Here is a 16,579-nt window from a genome sequence, read left to right on the forward strand (position 1 = left end):
GTAATTAATGAAAAATACAGATGATAAATAAACAAAATATAGTTGTTGTGGGTGGTGGTGCTGCAGGATTTTTTGGTGCAATTACTGCAGCGAGAACCTATCCCCATACAAAGGTAATATTACTCGAAGGTAGTCGGCAAACACTTTCCAAAGTACGTATTTCTGGTGGTGGACGCTGTAATGTAACCCATGCTTGCTTTGAACCAAAAGCATTAGTGCAAAATTATCCTAGGGGTGGTAAAGCTTTAATTGGTGCTTTTAGTCGCTTTCAGGCAAAAGATACCGTAGATTGGTTTACTAAACATGGTGTCAAACTCAAAACCGAAAAAGATGGGCGAATGTTTCCCGTTACAGACAATTCAGAAACTATTATTGACTGTTTGAGCAAAGCTGCACATTTTGCTGGGGTAGAAGTTCGCACTGGTGAAGCTGTAAACTTCGTTTCACCTACAGGAAAAGATGGGGGTTTTGAAATTACCCTAAAGTCAGAAGAAAAATTGCAATGCTACTCTGTATTATTAGCAACTGGTAGCAATCCCTCGGGTTACAAAATAGCAAGGTCTTTAGGACATCAAATTAAACAACCAGTACCCTCATTATTTACCTTTAATATTCGAGATCCAGAATTTCAAGAATTATCTGGCGTTAGCGTTAAGTCAGTGCGCGTACGTTTAGCAGTTCCAGAAAATCCCCATCTCGAACAAACTGGTCCAATCTTGATTACTCATTGGGGTGTGAGCGGTCCTGCTGTCCTCAAGCTTTCCGCATGGGGTGCAAGGATACTACACTCAAACAATTATCAAGGTAGTTTACAAATAAATTGGTTACCTGACCTCAAGCAGGAAGAAGTACGACAACAAATATTAGCCGTAAAAGATGAATGGGGAAAGCGAGCGATCGCATTACATCGAGGAGTGGATTTACCCCATCGTCTTTGGCAATATATGGTTAGTCGCGTTGGGATCTCTGCAGAAGACCGTTGGGCGGAATTATCTAAAAAACATCTGAATAAATTGGTTCAAGAAATTACCCAAGCAAGGTATTTTATTAGTGGTAAAGGTATATTCAAAGAAGAATTTGTAACCTGTGGCGGCGTTCATCTCAAAGAAGTAGATTTTAAAACCATGGAAAGTAAATTAGTTCCAGGTTTACACTTTGCAGGAGAAATTTTAGATATAGATGGTGTCACCGGGGGTTTCAACTTTCAGAGTGCTTGGACAACTGGTTATTTAGCAGGTTTGGGGATGGGGGACTAGAAAATTGTGCTCTAATTTATCCGTGCACTTAATCCAATAAAAATAGACTATGCCAAATGCAAACGAAAGTATTCTTGTTTGTATGAGTCTTTATTGAATTTATGGATACAGCAGAAATATCTATTCACTACAAACAAATGCGAGGAACTTTGAATAATTGGGTTGATTTAACAGATTCCCAATGGGAGCAACTAGCATCAATTTTTAAAGTTAGAACAATTGAAAAACAAGAATATATTCTTTTCCCCGGAGCCAAAGTACACGAATTATATTTTGTTTGTAGCGGATTACTGCGCTTTTACTATATTGGAGACAACGGTACAGAATCAAATAAGGCGTTTATTAGTGAAAATACTTTTGCTGGTTCCCTTGCAGCTTATCATCTGGATCTTCCTATTCTTTATGGGGTTCAGGCTTTGGAAGCAACAACTTTTTTAGCTGCTAGTTTTAGTGATTTTGTATATCTATTTGAAAAACACCCAATATTCGAACGTTTGGGAAGAAAATTAGCTGAATGGTTGTTAATAAGAAAGGAATTACGAGCTAGAAGTCTACAACAACAACAAGCTAAGGAACGATATCTGGAGTTTATCAAACACTATCCCGATTTGGTTCGACGGGTACCCCAATATCATATTGCATCGTACCTGGGAATAACTGAAGTATCTTTATCTCGGCTCAAACGCACATTCAAATAACAACTTGTTTCTTATCATTTGTTAAGGCGATACCATTTTGTTTTCATGTACATTGTGCTCGCAGTGAATTTAGAGCGACACACAACAATGAACATAAAAATTGGTTTCATCGGAATGGGAATCATGGGTAGCCGAATGGCTGGAAATATTCTGCGTAACCAACAGGATCGGGAAATAATAATTTTCAACCGTACCCAAGATAAAGCAACTTCTTTGATAAATAATGGAGCTTTATGGGCAGATAGTCCGAAAGCTTTAGGTAAACAAGTTGATATTCTCTTCACTATGTTATCAAATCCAGAAGCTGTTACGAACGTAGCACTGGGAGAAAATGGTTTTTTAGATACTCTTGCACCAGATACTTTATGGGTCGATTGCAGTACAGTTCATCCTTCATTTTCTCGTAAAATGGCTCAAGAAACTGGAAACAAACAAGTTCGTTTTTTAGATGCACCAGTAGCAGGTTCAAAAAATCAGGCTGAAAACGCAAAATTAGTCTTTTTTGTTGGGGGAGATCGAGCAGATGTGAAAACTTGTCAATCCCTATTTGAAATTATGGGAAGTAAGTTCGTCCATGTCGGAGGACACGGGATGGGAACTTCAATGAAACTTGCAATTAACTTGTTACTTGGTACATCAATGGCGGGATTTGCGGAGGGTATGGTCTTAGGACAAGCTTTGGGTATCTCACAAGAGATGCTATTCAACGTTTTGTTAGGAGGACCAGTTGTTGCACCTTTTGTGTCCACGAAGAAAGAAAAGCTAGAACGGGAAGATTATGATGTAGAGTTTCCCCTAAGATGGATGCAGAAAGATTTACATATGGTAGCTACTGCAGCTAATGAAGTCGGTGTTGCAATTCCAGTGACAAGTTCTGTTAAAGAAGTGTATCGACTAGCAATGCAACAAGGGTTGGGACAAGAAGATTTCTCAGCAATTTACAGCTTTTTGAAAGAAGGAACAGGGAATTAAGAAACTTTCAAATAAAAATTTCAAATAAAAAATACATTACTCGTAAGGGCGCATTCCGGTGCCTCTTTACTGATAATAAAATCACTATTATGCTGCACAAAATCATGATTTGAATAACTCGTCACCCAATCGTCACTATTGGTAATTAATACTAAAGTGATGATGATTAGATTAATAGTTAGTAATCAATTGTAATCATGAAGTGAAGTGAAATCTTCTAAGATAGCTTACAACCAAATAAATATCTATCCCATAAACTAATGCTCCCAGATTACAAAATAATATACTCTGCAAGAAAAACTATTGCTTTAGAGATTAATCAAGAAGGTCTAACTATCAGAGCACCCCAGAAAACTCCAAAAGAGGTGATTAGTAATCTAGTCAAGGAAAAAGAACCTTGGATCGATAAAAAACTTAAGAATTGGGAAAACAAAGTACTGGAAAAGAATACTCCATACCACAATACTACTAATCAAATCTGGTTCAAAGGTAGTGAGTTTCAATTAAGGAATGATAGCAAAGTAAACAATTATCTAATTCAAAATAACAATAAAACTATATTGTTCAATGATGATTTTTTCGAACTCGATAGATTCTACCAAGAAGAGTTAAGCACCCACATCAAACCAAAAATCACTTTGTTTAGTCATAAACTTCAAGTAGCAATTAACACAGTTAGAATTAAAAAACTTAAAAGTAGATGGGGTTCTTGCTCCTCTAAGAAGAATCTTAATTTCAATCTATCCTTAATAAAAACTCCTACTTTTATTATTGACTATGTTATAGCTCATGAAGTATCTCACCTAAAAGAAATGAATCATTCACCTGCCTTTTGGGAAGTAGTAGAAAGTATATACCCTAAATGCAAAGAGGCAAAAATATGGTTGAAGAAAAATGGAAGATATTGGATTAACTAAGAAGAAAAATATCAGATTTTGATAACATTATATAAACTAAATAACCAAAAAAGGAAGATGCTACAAGAAAAATTCCAGAGTAGGATATATAAATGAATCCTACCTGAAATAAAGTAAATGTTGAAATACTCAGAGGGATAACCTAAATCCTGTACTTCACTTTGTAGCATAAGAAATGCTATGAATAAACTAAAAATATTACCACAGTTATACGTACAAATATTTAAGCAAGCTTGTGGGTTGATGTTGATGGTGGTTCCAAGCATCGCTAACTATTCAAGATTTATATTGAGAAAAAAGAAAAAGAAGTTTTTCACATGAAAATAAAAATATTGAAAAAGTGAGATATAGCCATGAATTAAGATTAATTTTACTTAGTCTCAATAGCCTTTTACTATATCCTCAACTCATCTACAACATTACCCCTATTTTTGCAATACAACCGTTTCTTTGTTCGTGGTTGGGCATATTTGCCCCTAACATTATTATTTCTACAGAACTACCATCTTCCCTAGTTTTTCCCGATTACTTTTTAAGTTGAACTTGGGCATTTTCAATAAATAAATAAAATGTGCAAGTGCTTGTTTGTCCGCATCATTACGGATTTTAGCGTAGCGTGTGTTAGTCATACACTTAGTGTGGGCAAACGCCAGCAGCTACCGGTTTTACTTACGTTAGGAGGCATTCACGCAGTGCGTACAAACTTCTACCTTTCTTGATAATTAATACTCGCTTGGCGATTACATCACCATCTCTAATTTTTACAACACAACCCAATTAATCAGGGCAAATACATCTAAATTTAGTGCATAAGCTATTGACGAAAGAACTTATTTATGAATGAAGCGAGAAAATAAGATTTATCATCGAGGATATCTTGTCTACTTATAAAACTTGAGTCAGAAGGCTAACTAAGTGAAAACTTAATAAGCATTGCTTAGTACGATTACTTGAGGCTTTATTGAGAACAGAGAGTTTTAATGACAAGATGCGTTCGCCCTCTGCCCAATTAATTTTGTCTAAGTACTTATAAGACATTCTCAGTCATAAAGCGCAATATCAGTAGGACAAACAAGCTTATATTTTTCTCCAAGGTAGAGAAATTGAGATGGATTTAAGTAAAAGTTTTTTTGCTTTAGGTATTGATTCACTTAAACACTTAAAGGTGTAGAACTGATAGAAAATTTGTCAAAAAGTTTGAATATTTCAATTGCTCCCTCTTTAATCTTTGAATATTCGACAATTGTTAAATTGAGTGAATATTTGATGAAAGTACATTTTGATAAATTCAATTTGAATCAAAAAAATAAGCATAAACTTGAGCAAGTAGACCTAAAACAAAGTAATTGGATAAAGGTGAAACTATGAAGTTGGTTAAATTTCTACAAGAACTTTCTTGTCAAGGAGTAAAGTTCTCGATTAAGGGAGAAGAATTATGTTGTGATGGTTCTAGGAAAATATTAACTCCTACAATCGTAGCTCAACTCCAAGAGAATAAAGCTTCAATTATCCAACTGCTTAAGTCTGAGCCAAATATCTTTAATGTTCACCCTCTTTCCCATGGTCAAAAAGCTCTATGGTTTACATGGCAATTAGAACCTGAAAGTACCGCTTATAACCAAGTTTTTTCTGCTCGTATTTGTAATTATTTAGATGTAGAAAAATTACGTTTAGCTTGCTTAGAATTAGTTGAACGCCACCCTTGCTTACGTAGTACTTTTCCAAAACATGGCGAACAACCAATTCAAAAAATACATCAAATTTTTCAATTAAATTGGCAGCATATAGATGCTTCAGATTGGGATGAAACAGAACTTTATTCTCAAGTAACTAAAGAATCAAAATTCCCCTTTGATATTGAGAAGGAAGCAATTATACGAATAAGATTATTTACTATTTCTTCATCAGAATATATTTTATTAATCACGATACATCATATAGCAACTGATGCTTGGTCTTTAGATATTATGTTATCGGAATTACCCAAGCTCTATCAAGCACAAATTGATGGTGTTTGTGCATCGCTGCCCGCTTTAAAAAACTCTTATTCCGATTATGTTTACTCCCAAAATGAAATGTTGTCAGACGATCAGGGAGAGAAACTTCTTCGTTATTGGGAATCTAAACTTAAAGGAGAATTACCAGCATTAAATTTACCTACAGATAAACCAAGACCAGCAATACAAATATATAATGACGCATCAATTAATTTTCAGTTATCTGAGCAACTTACACAAAAACTCAAACAATTAGCGATAGATAGCGATGCAACACTTTATATGACTCTTTTAGCTGCTTTTGAAGTGTTTTTATATCGTTACACTGGTACTGATGATATTTTAGTTGGTTCTCCATTTGCAGGTAGATTACAGCCTCAATTTAGAGAGATTGTTGGTAATTTTGTGAATTTAGTAGTTTTGCGAGACAACTTATCTAATAATCCTAGTTTCAAAGAGTTTTTAAATCAAATTTGTCAGACAGTAAACGAAGCACTTACTAATCAAAATTATCCATTTTCTCTGTTACTAGAAAAAATACAACCATACCGAGATTTGAGTCGTTCGCCGATTTTTCAAGCATCTTTCGCTCTACAGAAATTGCAACAATCTCAAAATATACAAAACTTGTTTATAAACGAAATAGAAGAAAATATTGATTGGGGAGGATTAAAGTTAGAATCTTTTGAAATACCCCACCAACAAGGTCACAATGATTTAGATTTAGAGGTTTTTGAAGATATTTCCTGTATTAAAGGGCGTTTTAAGTACAATACACACCTATTTAATTATGAGACAATTGAGCGAATGGTTGCTCACTTCCAAAATCTACTAGAAGCAATTGTAGAAAATCCTTCAGAGGAAGTGAGTAGTTTTACATTCTTGTCAGAGGAAGAATCTCATCAATTATTGGTTGAATGGAATGATACTGCTTACTATTACCCCAAACACAAGTGCATTCATCAGTTATTTGAAGAACAAGTAGAAAAAACACCAGATGCTCTAGCAGTGGTGTTTGAATCCGAATCATTAACCTACGAGCAATTAAATCAACGAGCAAACCAACTAGCACATCATCTGCAAAGTCTTAGTGTTAAACCAGAAGTATTGGTGGGGATTTGTGTGGAGCGTTCGATTGAAATGGTGGTAGGACTTTTGGGGATACTCAAAGCTGGTGGAGCTTATGTACCACTTGATCCCAATTATCCCCAGGAAAGGTTGAGTTATATGTTGGAAGATTCTGCTGTTGGGGTGTTAATTACTCAGAGTTCATTAGTAGAATCCTTACCAGAGCATAATGCACGGGTGGTTTGTTTAGATAGTGATTGGGGTGCGACCGAGCAACAGTCAAAGGAAAATATTGATGTTGGGGTAAATTCTGATCATTTGGCTTATGTGATTTACACTTCTGGTTCCACTGGTAAACCCAAGGGTGTGATGATTCAACACAATAATGTTATGGCATTGCTACATGGATTCGAGCAAGTCGCCCAGAAAGTTGAATTCTCAAACAGCACTTCAGTATGTTCATATAGTTTTGACCTTTGTGTTTGGGAATTGTTCTCCAGTTTATGTTTTGGACAGACACTTCACATACTGGATTTGGAGACATTAACTAATCCCAAAGACTTCGCTGATTATTTGATTGCTCATAATATTCATACTACTTACATACCTCCTGCTCTTCTCCAAAATGTAGCTATTGAGCTTGAAAAATACAATCAATCGCTGGCATTAAATCGAATTTTAGTTGGTGTTGAACCTATTAAACAGGTAACTCTTGAAAGTTTCTACAATATGTCGCCAGAAATTAGGATTGTCAATGGTTATGGACCAACTGAAACAACCATCTGTGCAACTTTTTATAATTTCTGTGGAGTTATTGATCGGGAAAAACCGACACCAATTGGTTCTCCAGTAACAAACTATCAAATTTACATCTTAGATTCACACCTCCAACCAGTTCCAGTTGGTGTAGCCGGAGAACTATACATTGGTGGTGATGGTTTAGCCAGAGGTTACCTCAACCGTCCCCAACTAACATCGGAAAAATTCATCCAAAGTCCCTTTGATAATTCCGAAAGGCTTTACAAAACAGGAGACCTAGCTCGTTACTTACCCGATGGAAATATTAGCTTTATTGGTCGCATCGATAACCAAGTTAAGATTCGAGGCTTCCGTATTGAGTTGGGAGAAATAGAAGCAGTCTTAACCAGCCATCCTCAAGTTAATCAAGCTGTCGTAATTGCCACAGGAGAAAATACTAGTAATAAACGCCTGGTAGCCTACGTGATCGCAAACTCGGAAATTACAACTCAACAACTACGTGAATACCTCAAGGCACAGCTACCGGATTACATGGTACCGACTGCATTTATTACCTTAGATAGGTTACCATTAACACCCAACGGCAAAATTGACCGTAAAGCCTTACCAGAACTTGATGGGGGAATAAGTAGAGAAAATGAATACATAGCACCACGTACACAAAGTGAACAAATAATAGCTAACATCTTTGCTCAAGTACTGAACATAGAAAATATCGGAATTGAGGATAACTTTTTTGAGTTAGGAGGTCATTCTCTACTAGCAACTCAATTAATTTCCAGAATACGCTCAGCCTTGTCTATAGAAATACCCTTAAGAGTATTATTTGAATCCCCCACCGTTGCTAAACTAGACCAAACAATAAGACAATTACGTAATACCAATAACGGATTAACCCTTCCTCCGATTCAACCAAGAGGTGAAACCGGACAAATACCATTATCCTGGGCACAAGAGCGATTGTGGTTCCTCAACCAACTAGAAGGAAAAAGTGCAACCTACAATATGCCATTAGCCCTCCGCATCAGCGGTAACTTGAATATTAATGCTTTACAAGAAGCTGCTTCACAAATAGTACAACGCCACGAAGTACTACGCACCAGCTTCCAAACTGAGAATGGTAAACCAATACAGGTAATTGAAAAAGAAGCCACCATGAAAATAAATCTGGTGGACTTGCAACAATTAGAAACAACACAACGGGAAAATTCAGTTATTGAGCAAGCACAACTAGAAGCAACTACCCCCTTTGACCTAGAAAATCCACTATTAATTAGGTGTAGTTTGTTGCAGTTATCTCCATCAGAATATGTGTTGTTATTGACAACGCACCATATTATTTCCGATGGTTGGTCAATAGGGGTATTGATCCAAGAACTTTCTACTTTATATCAAGCTTTTATACAAGGAGAAGAGTCACCCCTAGCTTCCTTACCTATTCAATATGGTGATTTTGCAATTTGGCAAAAACAATATTTAAGTGGTGAAGTACTCTCAACTCAACTTGATTACTGGAAACAACAGTTGAGCGGTGCGCCTGATTTATTACAATTACCTACTGATTTCCCTCGTCCAACTGTACAAAGTTATCAAGGTCGCACGATTAATTTTAGTTTAAATACTGATTTAACCACTAAGTTGCAAACTCTTTCTCGCTCGCAGGGAACTACCTTATTTATGACCTTGTACGGGGCGTTTAGCACCTTATTGTATCGTTACAGTGGTCAGTCAGATATTTTAATCGGTTCTCCCATAGCCAATCGCAATCGCAGTGAAATTGAAGGATTAATTGGCTTTTTTGTAAATACTTTGGTCTTAAGAACTAACTTTGAAAATAATCCCAGTTTCAAGGAGTTACTTTCACAAGTTAGGGAAACTACACTTAAAGCTTACGAGCATCAAGATGTACCTGTTGAACAAGTAGTAGAAGCATTACAGCCACAACGCTCTTTAAGTTATTCTCCCTTGTTTCAGGTAATGTTTGCGTTGCAAAATGCACCCATAGGTGATGTGGAATTACCTGGTGTCGCTTTAAACTCGATTCAACTTGAAAGTACAATTGCTAAATTTGATTTAACGCTGTCAATTACAGAAACTGACCAAGGACTTTTAGCTGAATGGGAGTACAATACTGACTTATTCGATGGGTTAACAATTGAGCGGATGGCTGATCACTTCCAAAATCTACTCCAAGCAATTGTGGAAAATCCTTCCCAGAAGATAGGTAGCTTACCTTTACTCTCAGAATCGGAACGTCATCAGTTATTAGTTGAGTGGAATGATACCGCAACAAATTACCCCAAAGATAAGTGCATTCATCAATTATTTGAAGAACAAGTAGAAAAAACACCCGATGCTATCGCAGTGGTGTTTGAATCCGAATCATTAACCTACGAGCAATTAAATCAAAGAGCAAATCAATTAGCACATCATCTGCAAAGTCTTGGTGTTCAACCAGAAGTATTGGTAGGGATTTGTGTGGAGCGTTCGATTGAAATGGTGGTGGGACTTTTGGGGATACTCAAAGCTGGTGGAGCTTATGTACCACTTGATCCCAATTATCCCCAGGAAAGGTTGAGTTATATGTTGGAAGATTCTGCTGTTGGGGTGTTAATTACTCAGAGTTCATTAGTAGAATCCTTACCAGAGCATAATGCACGGGTCGTTTGTTTAGGTAGTGATTGGGGTACGAGTGAAACGCGCGAAGCGACCGAGCAACAGTCAAAGGAAAATATTGATGTTGGGGTAAATTCTGATCATTTGGCTTATGTGATTTACACTTCTGGTTCCACTGGTAAACCCAAGGGTGTGATGATTCAACACAATAACGTTATGGCGTTGCTACATGGATTCGAGCAAGTCGCCCAGAAAGTTGAATTCTCAAACAGCACTTCAGTATGTTCATATAGTTTTGACCTCTGTGTTTGGGAATTGTTCTCCAGTTTATGTTTTGGACAGAAACTTCACATACTGGATTTGGAGACATTAACTAATCCCAAAGACTTTGCTGATTATTTGATTGCTCATAATATTCACACTACTTACATACCTCCTTCTCTTTTGCAAGATGTAGCTATTGAGCTTGAAAAATACAATCAATCGCTGGAATTAAATCGAATTTTAGTTGGTGTTGAACCTATTAAACAGGTTACTCTTGAAAGTTTTTACAATATGTCGCCAGAAATGAGGATTATCAATGGTTATGGACCAACTGAAACAACCGTCTGTGCAACTTTTTATAATTTTTGTGGAGTTATTGATCAGGAAAAACCGACACCAATTGGTTCTCCAGTAACAAACTATCAAATCTACATCTTAGATTCACACCTCCAACCAGTCCCAGTTGGTGTACCCGGAGAAATCTACATCGGTGGTGATGGTTTAGCCAGAGGTTACCTCAACCGTCCCCAACTAACATCAGAAAAATTCATCCAAAGTCCCTTTGATAATTCCAAAAGGCTTTACAAAACAGGAGACCTAGCTCGTTACTTACCCGATGGGAATATTAGCTTTATTGGTCGCATCGATAACCAAGTTAAGATTCGAGGCTTCCGTATTGAGTTGGGAGAAATAGAAGCAGTCTTAACCAGCCATCCTCAAGTTAATCAAGCTGTCGTCATTGCCACAGGAGAAAATACTAGTAATAAACGCCTGGTAGCCTACGTGGTCGCAAACTCGGAAATTACAACTCAACAACTACGTGAATACCTCAAGACACAGCTACCGGATTACATGGTACCTAGTGCCTTTGTCACCTTAGACAGCTTACCATTAACACCTAACGGTAAAATTGACCGCAAAGCATTACCAACATCGGATATAAACTTAACCCGTTCTCATGAATATGTTCCACCTCAAACTGAAACTGAAAAACATATTGCAGGGGTATTACAAGAAGTACTGCAACTAGAAAAAGTGAGCATTAATGACAACTTATTTGAGCTAGGAGCTAATTCATTAACATTAGTAACTATCAACATTAAATTACGGCAAATATTATCAATAGAACTCCCTCTTGTTGATATGTTTACATACCCAAATATAAAAACTTTAAGCCAACATATAGTAAATATTAATAATCCAGAATCGTTGATAAAAGAACAATTATTAAGCCGTAGACAAATTAAATCGAGTATGAAGAAAAGACGTAAATTGAGAGAAAAACTTTAAGATATCACTTCACTAAAATCAATTGAGGACAGAAAATTATGAACGACATTAATGATTTAGATATTGCAATTATTGGGCTATCAGGTCGCTTTCCTCAAGCAAAAAATATTGATTCTTTCTGGAAAAATATAAAAAATGGTGTGGAATCTATTCATTTTTTCTCGGAAGAAGAGTTATTAGAGGAAGGTATTAGCTCTAATTTGCTAAAAAATCCCAATTATGTAAAAGCTAAAGCGGTACTTGCGGATGTTGAGATGTTCGATGCCAATTTTTTTGGTTTTAGTTCTAAGGAAGCCAAGCTTATCGATCCACAACAACGTCTGTTTCTAGAATCTGCTTGGGAAGTGATTGAAAGTGCTGGTTATGACCCAGAAAAATACAGTGGCTCGATTGGAGTATATGCAGGTACGAGTTCAAATACTTACTTGTTGAACAATATCTATCCCAAGTTTGATGCGGAAGATTTTGCTGGCATATATCAATTAATGCTGAGCAGCAACAAAGATTTCCTTCCTACTCGCGTTAGTTATAAATTGAATCTCAAGGGACCAGCAGTTAATGTGCAAACTGCTTGTTCAACTTCATTAGTAGCAGTTCACATCGCTTGTCAAAGTTTGCTCAATGGAGAATGCGACATGGCTTTAGCTGGTGGGGTTTCAATTTCTATCCCCCAGAAGACTGGTTATCTGTATTCTGAAGGGATGATTGCTTCTCCAGACGGTCATTGTCGAGCGTTTGATGCGAAGGCTGAGGGTACTTTAGGAAGCAGTGGTTTGGGTATTGTACTTCTGAAACGGCTGGAAGATGCGATCGCGGATAAAGATTGTATTCATGCTGTCATTAAAGGTTCGGCTATCAATAATGATGGTTCTGTGAAAGTTGGTTTTACAGCACCAAGTACTGAAGGTCAAGCAGCAGTGATTGCTCAAGCTCAAGCTGTTGCTGAGGTAGATGCAGAGAGTATCACTTATATTGAAGCTCACGGTACCGGTACAAAATTAGGTGACCCGATTGAAATTGCTGCTTTAACTAAAGCATTTAGAAAGAGTACGGATAAAAAGCAATTTTGTGCTGTTGGTTCTCTCAAAACTAACATGGGACATCTTGATGCTGCTGCGGGTGTGGGAGGTTTACTAAAAACAGTTTTAGCTTTGAAACATAAGGTAATTCCCCCCAGTTTACATTTTGAAGAACCATCCCCCAATATTGATTTTGCTAACAGTCCGTTTTATGTAAATACTGCTTTGTCTGAATGGAATAGCAATGGTAATCCTCGACGAGCAGGGGTTAGTTCTTTCGGTATTGGTGGTACTAATGCTCATGTAATTTTAGAAGAAGCTCCCCCACTTCCAGCATCAGGAGATTCTCGAAAACAACATTTACTTCTGATATCTGCAAAAACTATCTCTGCGTTGGAGCAAGCGACTGCTAATTTGGGTAAATATCTGCAAGAAAATCCTGACACAAATTTGGCTGATGTTGCTTACACTTTGAGTTGCGGACGTAGAAATTTTGTACATCGACGGATGTTGGTTTGTCAGTCAACTGAAGATGCGGTAACTGTATTAGGTGATGTTGATTCCCAAAACATTTTTACCAATACTGTGGGAGCTACAGATAAACCAGTTGTCTTCATGTTTCCTGGACAGGGTTCCCAATATGTGAATATGGCATTGGAACTCTACGAAACCGAATCTTTATTTCGGGAACAGGTAGATTTTTGTGCGGAAATATTAAAGCCGGAATTAGAATTAGACCTACGTCAAATACTTTATCCCCAACCGGAAAAAATTCAAGTAGCAGAGCAACAGTTGCAGCAAACAGCCATTGCTCAGGTTGCTATTTTTGTTGTGGAGTATGCTTTAGCTAAATTATGGCAATCTTGGGGCGTTTCTCCTCAAGCAATGATTGGTCATAGTATAGGTGAATATGTTGCTGCAACTTTAGCGGGGGTATTTTCCTTGGAAGCTGCTTTATGTTTGGTTGCTGCTAGGGGAAAAATGATGCAGCAATTACCGGGTGGTACGATGCTTTCCATTCCCGTTTCAGCAGAGGAAGTTAAACCTTTACTAACAGCAGAAATTTCCATAGCTGCAATTAACGAGCCTTCTCGATGTGTAGCTTCTGGTTCTACAGAAGCAATTGAAATTCTGGAAAGTAAATTAGCTTCTCAAAGCATAGAATGTCGTCGTCTACATACTTCTCATGGGTTTCACTCTCAAATGATGGAACCAATTTTAGATAAATTTAAACAAAGGGTTGAACAAGAATCATTAAAAGCTCCTCAAATCCCTTATATATCTAATTTAACCGGAGATTGGATTACAGAAGCTCAAGCAAAAGATGCAAATTATTGGGTTCAGCATTTACGTCAAACTGTTCTTTTTGCTCAGGGAATAGAGAATATATTATCAAACCCGGAGCAAGTTTTATTGGAAGTAGGTCCCGGTAGAACGTTAACTTCTTTAACTAAACGTCATCCGGCTCATAATAAAGAACAATTAGTATTAACATCGGTACGTCATCCCAAGGAAGATAAATCAGATATAGCTTGTTTGCTAACAACAGTAGGTAATCTGTGGTTAGCTGGAGTTAATGTAGATTGGTTAGCATTTTATTCGCAAGAGGAGCGTTATCGAGTACCTTTACCAACTTATCCTTTTGAACGTCAGCGTTATTGGATTTCTCCACCAACACTGGAAGAAAAAGTAAAAAGTAAGAAGCAAGAAATAAGTAAACAAGAAATAAGTAAAACTTCAGATATTTCTCAATGGTTTTATGTTCCTTCCTGGAAACGGGTTCCTTTAGCACCTAGTCAATTAAAAAAATCACCGGGTCATATTTTATTGTTTGTAGATGAGTATGGTTTAGGAGAAAAATTAACTGTTCAACTGACACAAATGGATGAAAAAGTAATTTGTGTCCAAGTGGGAGATTCATTTACAAAACAGAGTGAAGGTGTTTATACTGTCAATCCTCAACAAGCTGATGATTACAATACTCTTGTAAATGAACTTGTGAAACTGGATATAATTCCTAAACAAGTGATTCATTTATGGAGTTTGACTAAAGAAAATTCAGAAGCAAGTTTAAGAGTAAATTTAGATTATGAAGTATTTGATAAAGCTCAAGATTTAGGATTTTATAGTCTATTATTTATTGTCCAAGCTCTTGGTAAACAAGCTTCGGTAGATACATGTGAATTTTCTGTTATTTCTAATAAATTATTTGATGTGATTGGAGAGGATGAATTGTCTCCTGAAAAAACTACTTTACTAGGACCGATACGAACAATTTATCAGGAGTATTTTAACTTTAATTGTCGTTGCATTGATGTGATTTTGCCACAGTCTGAAACTAGGAAAGAGAAGATATTCATAGATAATTTAATTGCAGAATTAACTACAGCAAGCAACGAACAAATAATTGCCTATCGTGGTAAATCTCGTTGGATAGAAAGTTTTGAGTCATTTACACTACAACCTCAAGTTAATTCTGGGAAACAAAATTTAAAACAGCAAGGGACTTATCTGATTACAGGTGGATTAGGTAATATTGGAATGCTATTAGCTGAGTATTTAGCCAAGAATTTCAGTGCTAACTTGATTTTAATTGGACGCTCTACTTTCCCAGATAGAGATAGTTGGTCGGAGTGGCTTGATAAGCATAACGAACAAGATACAATTAGCCGGAAAATTCGTAAATTCAAAGAGCTTGAAGCGTTAGGAGCAAAAATTTTAGTCGAGAGTGCTGATGTTTCTAATTTACAAGAAATGCAATCGGTAATTGAAAAAGCTGAGAATAAATTTGGTGTAATTAATGGAGTAATTCATGCTGCTGCTGTGGTTGAAGATAGCCCAATTGAAAAGACTAGTAAAGCAGAGTGTAAGCAGCAATTTTTATCTAAAGTAAGTGGTGTACTGGTACTGGAAAAATTATTAGCAAATAAGAATTTAGATTTTTGTTTGTTAATGTCTAGTTTATTATCTATTTTGGGAGGATTGGGATTTGTTACCTATGGGGCTAGTAATAGCTTTTTAGATTCTTTTGTTAATGCACGTAGTCATAAAGAAAATAATTTCCCTTGGATAACTGTTAATTGGGATGATTGGGAAGTTGATAAAGAAGAAACACAAAATCAAGGCTTAGATAAGAAATTAAGAACGTTAGCAATTAATCCAGAAGAAGGAATAAAAGCTTTTGAATTAATTCTATCTGGAATAAATTTTCTATCTGGATTAAATACTAATCAGATAGTTGTTTCTACGAGCGATTTAGAATTAAGAGTCAACAAATTGGCAAAGTGTAATAGCTTGAAAGGTAAAAATAATTTAGAAAAATACTCAGATTCTCAAGCTAGTAATCAAAGAAATGTTACTAATGCTTATGTGCCTCCTCGAAATGAAATAGATGAAAAGATTATAGAGATTTTTCAATCTCTTCTTGGCAATACCAACATCGGTATCAATGATGATTTTTTTGAGTTAGGAGGAGATTCATTAATCGGAACTATGCTGATAGCAAAAGTCAAGCAAGAATTTAAAATCAATATCAACCTCAGTGATGTTTTCAATTTAACCACTGTTGCTCAGATTTCTGAACATATTACGAATCAACAACAATCTTCACAGAATGACTTAAAGAGGATTAGTGAAATATTAGAAATAGTTGATATTATGCCAGATTAATAGACTAATTAAAAGTCAAAATATGACCTGGGTTCATGCAGGATATAAATCAAA

8 protein-coding genes are annotated in these 16,579 nt (G+C 36.3%); 7 read left to right on the top strand and 1 reads right to left on the bottom strand.

Going from position 1 to position 16,579, the window contains the following annotated elements:
- Positions 1 to 20: 20 nt before the first annotated feature.
- From BC008_RS28335 to BC008_RS28350, 4 genes are all read left to right on the top strand, one after another.
- Complete coding sequence (locus tag BC008_RS28335; protein WP_027842200.1) at positions 21 to 1,256, top strand: BaiN/RdsA family NAD(P)/FAD-dependent oxidoreductase; 1,236 nt, start codon at positions 21 to 23, stop codon at positions 1,254 to 1,256.
- Positions 1,257 to 1,357: 101 nt separating this feature from the next.
- Positions 1,358 to 1,954: a Crp/Fnr family transcriptional regulator gene (locus BC008_RS28340; RefSeq protein WP_058184097.1), complete on the top strand. Its 597-nt coding sequence runs from the start codon at positions 1,358 to 1,360 to the stop codon at positions 1,952 to 1,954.
- 87 nt (positions 1,955 to 2,041) lie between these two features.
- Positions 2,042 to 2,926 (top strand): NAD(P)-dependent oxidoreductase, encoded by an 885-nt coding sequence (locus tag BC008_RS28345; protein ID WP_036264992.1) that lies wholly within the window; start codon positions 2,042 to 2,044, stop codon positions 2,924 to 2,926.
- Positions 2,927 to 3,186: 260 nt separating this feature from the next.
- Positions 3,187 to 3,843: a M48 family metallopeptidase gene (locus tag BC008_RS28350; RefSeq protein WP_027842202.1), complete on the top strand. Its 657-nt coding sequence runs from the start codon at positions 3,187 to 3,189 to the stop codon at positions 3,841 to 3,843.
- Between the two features lie 491 nt (positions 3,844 to 4,334).
- Here the strand turns inward: BC008_RS28350 and BC008_RS49770 are convergent, their stop codons facing one another.
- Positions 4,335 to 4,472, bottom strand: coding sequence for a hypothetical protein (locus BC008_RS49770; protein ID WP_161938173.1), 138 nt, complete (start codon positions 4,470 to 4,472; stop codon positions 4,335 to 4,337).
- Positions 4,473 to 5,016: 544 nt separating this feature from the next.
- Here BC008_RS49770 and BC008_RS52815 point away from each other — a divergent pair.
- From BC008_RS52815 to BC008_RS28360, 3 genes are read left to right on the top strand one after another with little or no spacing between them, the layout of a single operon-like run.
- The gene (locus tag BC008_RS52815; RefSeq protein ID WP_153009678.1) at positions 5,017 to 5,211 is read left to right on the top strand and encodes an acyl carrier protein; all 195 of its coding nucleotides are present in this window, start codon (positions 5,017 to 5,019) and stop codon (positions 5,209 to 5,211) included.
- A complete protein-coding gene (locus BC008_RS28355) occupies positions 5,208 to 11,837 on the top strand; it encodes a non-ribosomal peptide synthetase (protein ID WP_058184098.1) in 6,630 nt (2,209 codons plus the stop codon). Before BC008_RS52815 ends, BC008_RS28355 begins: the two co-directional genes overlap by 4 nt.
- Before the next feature lie 38 nt (positions 11,838 to 11,875).
- Positions 11,876 to 16,525: a type I polyketide synthase gene (locus BC008_RS28360; protein ID WP_036268382.1), complete on the top strand. Its 4,650-nt coding sequence runs from the start codon at positions 11,876 to 11,878 to the stop codon at positions 16,523 to 16,525.
- Positions 16,526 to 16,579: the final 54 nt, after the last annotated feature.

The organism is Mastigocoleus testarum BC008 (genome assembly GCF_001456025.1).
GTDB classification, from domain to species: Bacteria; Cyanobacteriota; Cyanobacteriia; order Cyanobacteriales; family Nostocaceae; genus Mastigocoleus; species Mastigocoleus testarum.

Excerpts from the sequence above, each read along its gene's own strand:
- BC008_RS28335 (WP_027842200.1), top strand. The coding sequence starts at position 21 with ATGATAAATAAACAAAATATAGTTGTTGTGGGTGGTGGTGCTGCAGGA.
- BC008_RS28340 (WP_058184097.1), top strand. The coding sequence starts at position 1,358 with ATGGATACAGCAGAAATATCTATTCACTACAAACAAATGCGAGGAACT.
- BC008_RS28345 (WP_036264992.1), top strand. The coding sequence starts at position 2,042 with ATGAACATAAAAATTGGTTTCATCGGAATGGGAATCATGGGTAGCCGA.
- BC008_RS28350 (WP_027842202.1), top strand. The coding sequence starts at position 3,187 with ATGCTCCCAGATTACAAAATAATATACTCTGCAAGAAAAACTATTGCT.
- BC008_RS49770 (WP_161938173.1), bottom strand. The coding sequence starts at position 4,472 with ATGACTAACACACGCTACGCTAAAATCCGTAATGATGCGGACAAACAA.
- BC008_RS28355 (WP_058184098.1), top strand. The coding sequence starts at position 5,208 with ATGAAGTTGGTTAAATTTCTACAAGAACTTTCTTGTCAAGGAGTAAAG.
- BC008_RS28360 (WP_036268382.1), top strand. The coding sequence starts at position 11,876 with ATGAACGACATTAATGATTTAGATATTGCAATTATTGGGCTATCAGGT.